The organism is Micromonospora sp. PTRAS2 (assembly GCF_054052245.1).
The window spans coordinates 1-567 of record NZ_JBSWBU010000060.1 but is presented as its reverse complement, the minus strand read 5'-3'; the positions used below and the strand labels follow the sequence as shown (position 1 = coordinate 567).

Below are 567 nucleotides of genomic sequence, written 5' to 3'. Positions count from 1 at the left end.
TCAGCCGAAGCAGTTGGTGACGGTGCCGGTGCAGTTGTTGGGTCGGTTGGCGGCGATGACGGTGGTGGGGTCGACGGTGGTGATGGTGACGTTGGTGTTGATGCCGCCGCCGCCGTTGGGGGCGAGGGCGGTGTTGTTGATGATCTTGGCGTTGGTCAGGGTGACGGTGCCGTTGATGTTGCGGATGCCGCCGCCGAGGGTGGCCTTGTTCTTGACGATTTCGCTGTTGCGGACGGTGAGGCTGGCGGTGCCGCCGAGGGCCGGGGTGAGGTCGACGTTGAGGATGCCGCCTCCGCCGAGGCCGTCGGTGAAGTTTTCGGTGATCTTGCTGTCGTCGATGGTGACGGTGCTGGACAGCAGGAGGCCCGAGGTGTTGGCGATGCCGCCGCCTCCGCCGACGGAGGCGTTGCGGGCGACGGTGCTGTGGCGCAGGTTGAGTTGGCTGTTGAGTACGCCGATGCCGCCGCCGGTGATGCCGGTGGTGTTGTCGGTGACCTCGGTGTCCTTGAGGTCGACGATGCCGCCTTCGGTGGCGATGCCACCGCCCGCGCCGATGGACCGGTTGCC

1 pseudogene is annotated in these 567 nt (G+C 67.0%); it reads right to left on the bottom strand.

Annotated elements, in window-relative coordinates:
• Positions 1–567, bottom strand: a pseudogene (locus tag ACVMYR_RS33150) (right-handed parallel beta-helix repeat-containing protein); the annotation flags it as partial.